This is a genomic window from Roseateles sp. (assembly GCF_031397715.1).
Taxonomy (GTDB): Bacteria; Pseudomonadota; Gammaproteobacteria; order Burkholderiales; family Burkholderiaceae_C; genus Paucibacter_A.
In genome coordinates, this window is sequence record NZ_JANNMI010000313.1 from 1 (window position 1) to 5,631 (window position 5,631).

The 5,631-nt window shown below is 61.4% G+C and carries 4 protein-coding genes; 1 reads left to right on the forward strand and 3 read right to left on the reverse strand.

The window, feature by feature from the left end; genetic code table 11:
* Positions 1-91: 91 nt before the first annotated feature.
* Positions 92-1,033 (reverse strand): porin, encoded by a 942-nt coding sequence (locus RMO57_RS13580; protein WP_310387438.1) that lies wholly within the window; start codon positions 1,031-1,033, stop codon positions 92-94.
* 198 nt (positions 1,034-1,231) lie between these two features.
* On the opposite strand from RMO57_RS13580, the gene gpmA reads away from it, so the two are divergent.
* A complete protein-coding gene (gene gpmA, locus RMO57_RS13585) occupies positions 1,232-1,975 on the forward strand; it encodes a 2,3-diphosphoglycerate-dependent phosphoglycerate mutase (RefSeq protein ID WP_310387440.1) in 744 nt (247 codons plus the stop codon).
* A 403-nt stretch (positions 1,976-2,378) separates the two neighbouring features.
* Here the strand turns inward: gpmA and lpdA are convergent, their stop codons facing one another.
* Together lpdA and aceF are read right to left on the reverse strand one after the other, a co-directional pair.
* On the reverse strand, positions 2,379-4,190 hold the full coding sequence (lpdA, locus tag RMO57_RS13590) for a dihydrolipoyl dehydrogenase (protein WP_310387442.1): 1,812 nt from the start codon (positions 4,188-4,190) through the stop codon (positions 2,379-2,381).
* Positions 4,191-4,202: 12 nt separating this feature from the next.
* A partial coding sequence (gene aceF / locus RMO57_RS13595; protein WP_310387443.1) for a dihydrolipoyllysine-residue acetyltransferase occupies positions 4,203-5,631 on the reverse strand: 1,429 nt, incomplete at its 5' end.

Consider the following 5,631-nt stretch of genomic DNA (forward strand, 5'->3'; position numbering starts at 1 on the left):
TGGAACTTTAAAGGAAAAGATTACAGTCGAAAAATGATGTTTGAAAAAGAAGAAAAACACCTTCTGAAAGAACTACCTCAGCAGCTCTATATTATTCGTCATACCGCACAGGCCAAGGTGCACCCAAGCGATAGCCCAGCGTCACATACCAACCATCGGTATCCGGCACATAGGACTCGGTCCGGCGCATCGTGTATTCGGCCATGGCCAGCCAGTTATCCCGGTCCAGCGTGATGCCGAAGCCGGTAAAGGTAGCCTTCTTGTCGGTCGCATCTATTTGGTTGCCGGCCGCCGCAGCGCCAGGCACCGGCACCATGCGCAGGATTCCCACCAACTGATTCAGCGAAGCGCTTTTCACCGTCAGATCGCTCTGCATATGGCCGGCACGCAGGGTGATGCCCCCTTCCAACTCCACCGACGCATTGAAGCCGACCAGCTTGTCCATCTCGATGTCGACACCCTCGAACACGGCTTTGGACTTGCCGGCATAAGCTTGCAAATTCAATGTCGCCGAACCGAGATTGGTCTGGTAGCTGACGTCGCCACCATCAAAGTGACTGACAGGCACCTGCCCGTACACATCCTGCGGCGGCCGCAACCAAGTATTGGCATAGCCGACGTCACGGAAATCCGACACCGCAAAGAACGGCGCGCCCATCCGGCCCAAACGAGCTGACACCGACGGGCTGAACTGCGCCTTGGCGAAGGCCCACTCCAGTTCGGGCTTGTAGCTGCCGTCGCCATTCTGTTTGGACAAGACTTGCATGGTGGCCGAGAACATCTTGTTCAACTTGGCATTGACCTGCACGCCGAGTTTGGTGTCCACGTCACCGCTCCAGGATTTGGTCGCGCCACGCGGTTGACCGGAGATCACATAGCGAGCCTCACTGGTATCGGTGCCGACCGCGCCGACCGTGCCGAAGCCTGAGAGTGAAAAAATAGAGTCGGCCGCAGCCTGCTCTTGCGCATGAGCGGCAAAGCCCAAGACGGCCAGCGCCAAAGGCGTCAAGCGCCCGAAAGTCAGTCTCTTCATAAAGTCTCCTTTTGTATAAACACACGGGCCATCGCACCAAGGATGCGCGACGGCCGCCCACGACACTGAGTCACTTATCGACCCAACACAAATATTCTGTAACTCTTATTTCGATTCAATCGCTCGAAAAGCGGGGGCAAGCACACCGATAGAATCCGCAGCAGCCCACTTGGGCGGCCACTCTGAAGATCACATTCCATGTACAAACTCGTGCTCATTCGCCACGGCGAATCGACCTGGAACCTCGAAAATCGTTTCACCGGCTGGACCGATGTAGACCTGACCCCCACCGGCGTGGAACAGGCCAAACAGGCCGGCCGTCTGCTGAAAGAGGCGGGGCTGGACTTCGATGTCACTTACACCTCGATGCTCAAGCGCGCGGTTTGGACGCTGTGGCATTGCCTGGATCAAATGGACCGCACCTGGTTGCCGGTGGTCCACAGTTGGCGCCTGAATGAGCGCCACTACGGGTCCCTGCAGGGTATGAACAAGGCCGACATCGCCAAACAATATGGCGACGCGCAGCTGCTGGTGTGGCGTCGCTCCTACGACACGCCGCCGCCGCCGCTGGAGGCCAACGATGTGCGCAGCGAGCGCAGCGACATCCGCTATGCCAAGATGAATCCGCTCGACATCCCGCTCACCGAATGTCTGAAAGACACGGTCGAGCGGGTGATGCCGTTCTGGAACGACTCGGTGGCGCCGGCCATCAAGCTGGGCCGCCGGGTCGTGATCGCCGCCCACGGCAACAGCATCCGCGCCTTGGTCAAGTATCTGGACAATATCGGTGACAACGATATCGTCGGCGTCAACATCCCCAACGGCATCCCGCTGGTCTATGAACTGGACGCCGACCTGAAGCCGATCAAGAGCTATTACCTCGGCGACGCCGAGGCCGCGGCAAAAGCCGCAGCAGCGGTGGCGAGCCAAGGCAAGGCCTGACCCCAGAGAAGGGCGGATGCCCGAGCGTCAAAGCCCTTGGCCACGCAACAACGCTGCGAGGGCACCCAGCCCGCCAAGCCCTGGTCGGTCAGCGTCGCGACCACGGGCGTCTGCATGCGGGCGCCACGCCGGACCACCGCGCCCTTCTCGCCGCTCGCCAGACAAACCAGTTCACCGGGCGGATAAATGCAGTATTGCTGGCCTAGGCTTGGTGTTCAGCCTCCTTGGCCTGCAGCGCCGGCCACGACTCGCGCTGACTCAACTTGGCCAGAAACACATCAGCAAACCGCAGCCATGGACTCATCACCCTATCGCTGTCAAACCGATTCCCTTTCCGATCAACCGGCGTAAGCCATTACTCCGTCTTGCGCCGGCTTCAGGCTCATCGCTGGATTGGAAAATGCTATTTGCGCGTCGGCGGCAGATCGGTACAAGAGCCATGCGCCACCTCGGCCGCCATGCCGATCGACTCGCCCAGCGTCGGATGCGGATGAATCGTCTTGCCGATGTCCACCGCGTTCGCGCCCATCTCGATGGCCAGGGCGATCTCGCCGATCATGTCGCCGGCATGCGTCCCGACGATGCCGCCGCCGAGAATTCTGCCGTGGCCGTGGGCCTCCGGTGAATCATCGAACAACAGCTTGGTGAAGCCTTCGTCGCGGCCGTTGGCGATGGCGCGGCCCGACGCCGTCCAGGGGAACAAGCCCTTCTTGACCTTGATGCCTTGGGCCTTGGCCTGGTCTTCGGTCAAACCGACCCACGCCACTTCGGGGTCGGTGTAGGCCACGCTTGGGATCACGCGGGCGTCGAACTGGCTCTTGGCTAACGTTGCATCACCCAGCACAATGCCGGCCGCCACTTCGGCCGCCACATGGGCCTCGTGCACCGCCTTGTGCGCCAACATCGGCTGGCCCACCACGTCGCCGATGGCGAAGATGTGCGGCACATTGGTGCGCATCTGCAGGTCGACATTGATGAAGCCACGGTCGGTCACCGCCACGCCGGCCTTCTCGGCGGCGACCTTTTTGCCGTTCGGTGTGCGGCCGACGGCTTGCAGCACCAGGTCGTAAACGCCTTCGCTCTTGACCCCGTCCAGCGTCTCGAACTGCACCTTGATGCCGTCCGCCGTGGCCTCGGCACCGACCGTCTTGGTCTTCAACATGATGTTGTCGAAACGCTTGGCATTCAATTTTTGCCAGACCTTGACCAAGTCACGGTCGGCGCCTTGCATCAGGCCGTCGAGCATTTCGACCACGTCCAGGCGCACACCCAGGGTCGAGTAGACGGTGCCCATTTCCAGGCCGATGATGCCGCCGCCGATGATCAACATCTTCTTCGGCGTGCCCTTCAATTCAAGCGCACCGGTGGAATCAACAATTCGCTCGTCATCAGGCAAGAACGGCAGACGCACCGCTTGCGAGCCAGCCGCGATGATGGCTTGTTTGAAGTACACGGTCTTCTTGGCGCCAGTCTTGGCTTGCGCCTCGCCGCTGGTTTCTGCGACTTCCACATGGTTGGCGTCAATGAAAGAGCCATAGCCGCGCACGACCGTGACCTTGCGCATCTTGGCCATTGCAGCCAGGCCGCCGGTCAATTTTCCAATCACCTTTTCCTTGTGGCTGCGCAGCTTGTCGACGCTGATGGTCGGCGCGCCGAACTCGACGCCCAAGTCCCCCAGATGCGCGACTTCGTCCATCACCGCCGCCACATGCAGCAGCGCCTTGGACGGGATGCAGCCGACATTCAGGCAGACGCCGCCGAGTTGGGCATAACGCTCAACCACAATGACCGTCAAGCCAAGATCGGCGGCGCGGAAGGCGGCCGAATAGCCGCCGGGGCCGGCGCCCAGCACGAGCAAATCGCAGCTGAGGTCGGCGCTGCCGGCATAGGCTGCAGCGGCGCTTGGTGCGACGACGACGGGTGCAGCGGCTGCAGCCACTGGTGCTGGTGCTGGTGCTGGTGCAGCAGCCGAAGCCTCGGCGCTTTCCAAGGTCAGCAACAGCGTGCCCTGATTGATCTTCTCGCCCAGCGACACCTTGATCTCCTTGACCACACCGGCGTGCGAACAAGGGATCTCCATCGAGGCCTTGTCGCTTTCGACCGTGATCAGGCTTTGCTCGGCCGCCACCGTGTCGCCGGGCTTGACCAGCAGCTCGATGATGGCCACATCCTTGAAGTCACCAATGTCGGGGACCACTACGTTAATCAATGCCATGTTCAGCCCCGATCAGAGAACGATGCGACGGAAGTCCGCCAGCAAGGATGCAAAGTACACATTGAAGCGCGCCGCAGCCGCGCCATCAATCACCCGGTGATCCCAACTCAGCGAGAGCGGCAACATCAAACGCGGTGCGAAAGCCTTGCCGTCCCACTTCGGCTCGATCTGGCTCTTGCACACACCCATGATGGCCACTTCGGGCGCATTGATGATGGGGGTGAAGTAGCGCCCGCCGATGCCGCCCAAGCTGCTGATGGTGAAGCAGCCGCCGCTCATGTCGGCAGGCCCGAGCTTGCCGTCGCGGCCCTTCTTGGCCAGCTCGCCCATTTCCTGGCTGATCTGGAAGATGCCTTTTTTGTCGGCGTCCTTGATCACCGGCACCACCAGACCGTTCGGCGTGTCGGCCGCAAAACCGATGTGGTAGTAACTCTTCAGCACCAGCTGATCACCGTCCAGCGATGAGTTGAACTCGGGGAACTTCTTCAAGGCCGCCACGGCCGCCTTGATCATGAAGGCCAGCATCGTCACCTTGACGGCGGCCGGGTTCTTCTCGTTCTCCTTGTTGGTCTGCACGCGGAAGGCTTCGAGCTCGGTGATGTCTGCATCGTCATGGTTACAGACATGCGGGATCACGACCCAGTTGCGGTGCAGATTGGCACCGCTGATCTTCTTGATGCGCGACATGTCCTTGCGCTCTATCGCGCCGAACTTCTCGAAATCCACCTTCGGCCAAGCCAGCAAGCCGGGGAAGGCGCCGCCGGTGGCTGCTGCCGAGGCGGCAGGTGCGGATGCTTTTTGCGCCAGGGTCTGCACGGCACCGACCATCACCGACTTCACAAAACCTTGCAGATCGATCTCTTGGATGCGGCCATGCGGGCCGCTGCCCTTGACCTCGTTCAGCGGCACACCTAACTCACGCGCTTGACGGCGGATGCTCGGCGACGCGTGTGGCAGCTTGGTGTTGATGGCGGTCGGCTCATGAGCGGCTACGGCTGCCACGACTGCAGTCGTTGCTAATGCAGCGGGTGCTGCCACTGCAGCGGCGGGAGCAGGCGCGGCGGCGGGCGCGGCAGCTGCGGCGGCAGCGCTGCTCTTCACTTCCACGATCGCCAGCAACGAACCCTTGGCCACCTTGTCGCCGAGCTTGATCTTGAATTCCTTGATCACGCCGGCATGCGAAGACGGAATCTCCATCGAGGCCTTGTCGCTCTCGACCGTGATCAGGCTTTGCTCGATCTTGATGGTGTCGCCGACTTTCACAAACACTTCAATCACCGCGACCGACTCGAAGTCGCCAATGTCGGGCACGAAGACCTCGACCAGCGCGCTGGCTGCGGGCGCCGCAGCAGCGACTGGCGCAGCAGCAGGGGCCGGTGCAGCAGCAGCGACAACCGGGGCCGGCGCTGCTGCTGCTTCAGCGGCGGTCTCCAAAAGCAGC

Coding starts and splice junctions, on each gene's coding strand:
- RMO57_RS13580 (WP_310387438.1), bottom strand. CDS start 1,033: ATGAAGAGACTGACTTTCGGGCGCTTGACGCCTTTGGCGCTGGCCGTC.
- gpmA (WP_310387440.1), top strand. CDS start 1,232: ATGTACAAACTCGTGCTCATTCGCCACGGCGAATCGACCTGGAACCTC.
- lpdA (WP_310387442.1), bottom strand. CDS start 4,190: ATGGCATTGATTAACGTAGTGGTCCCCGACATTGGTGACTTCAAGGAT.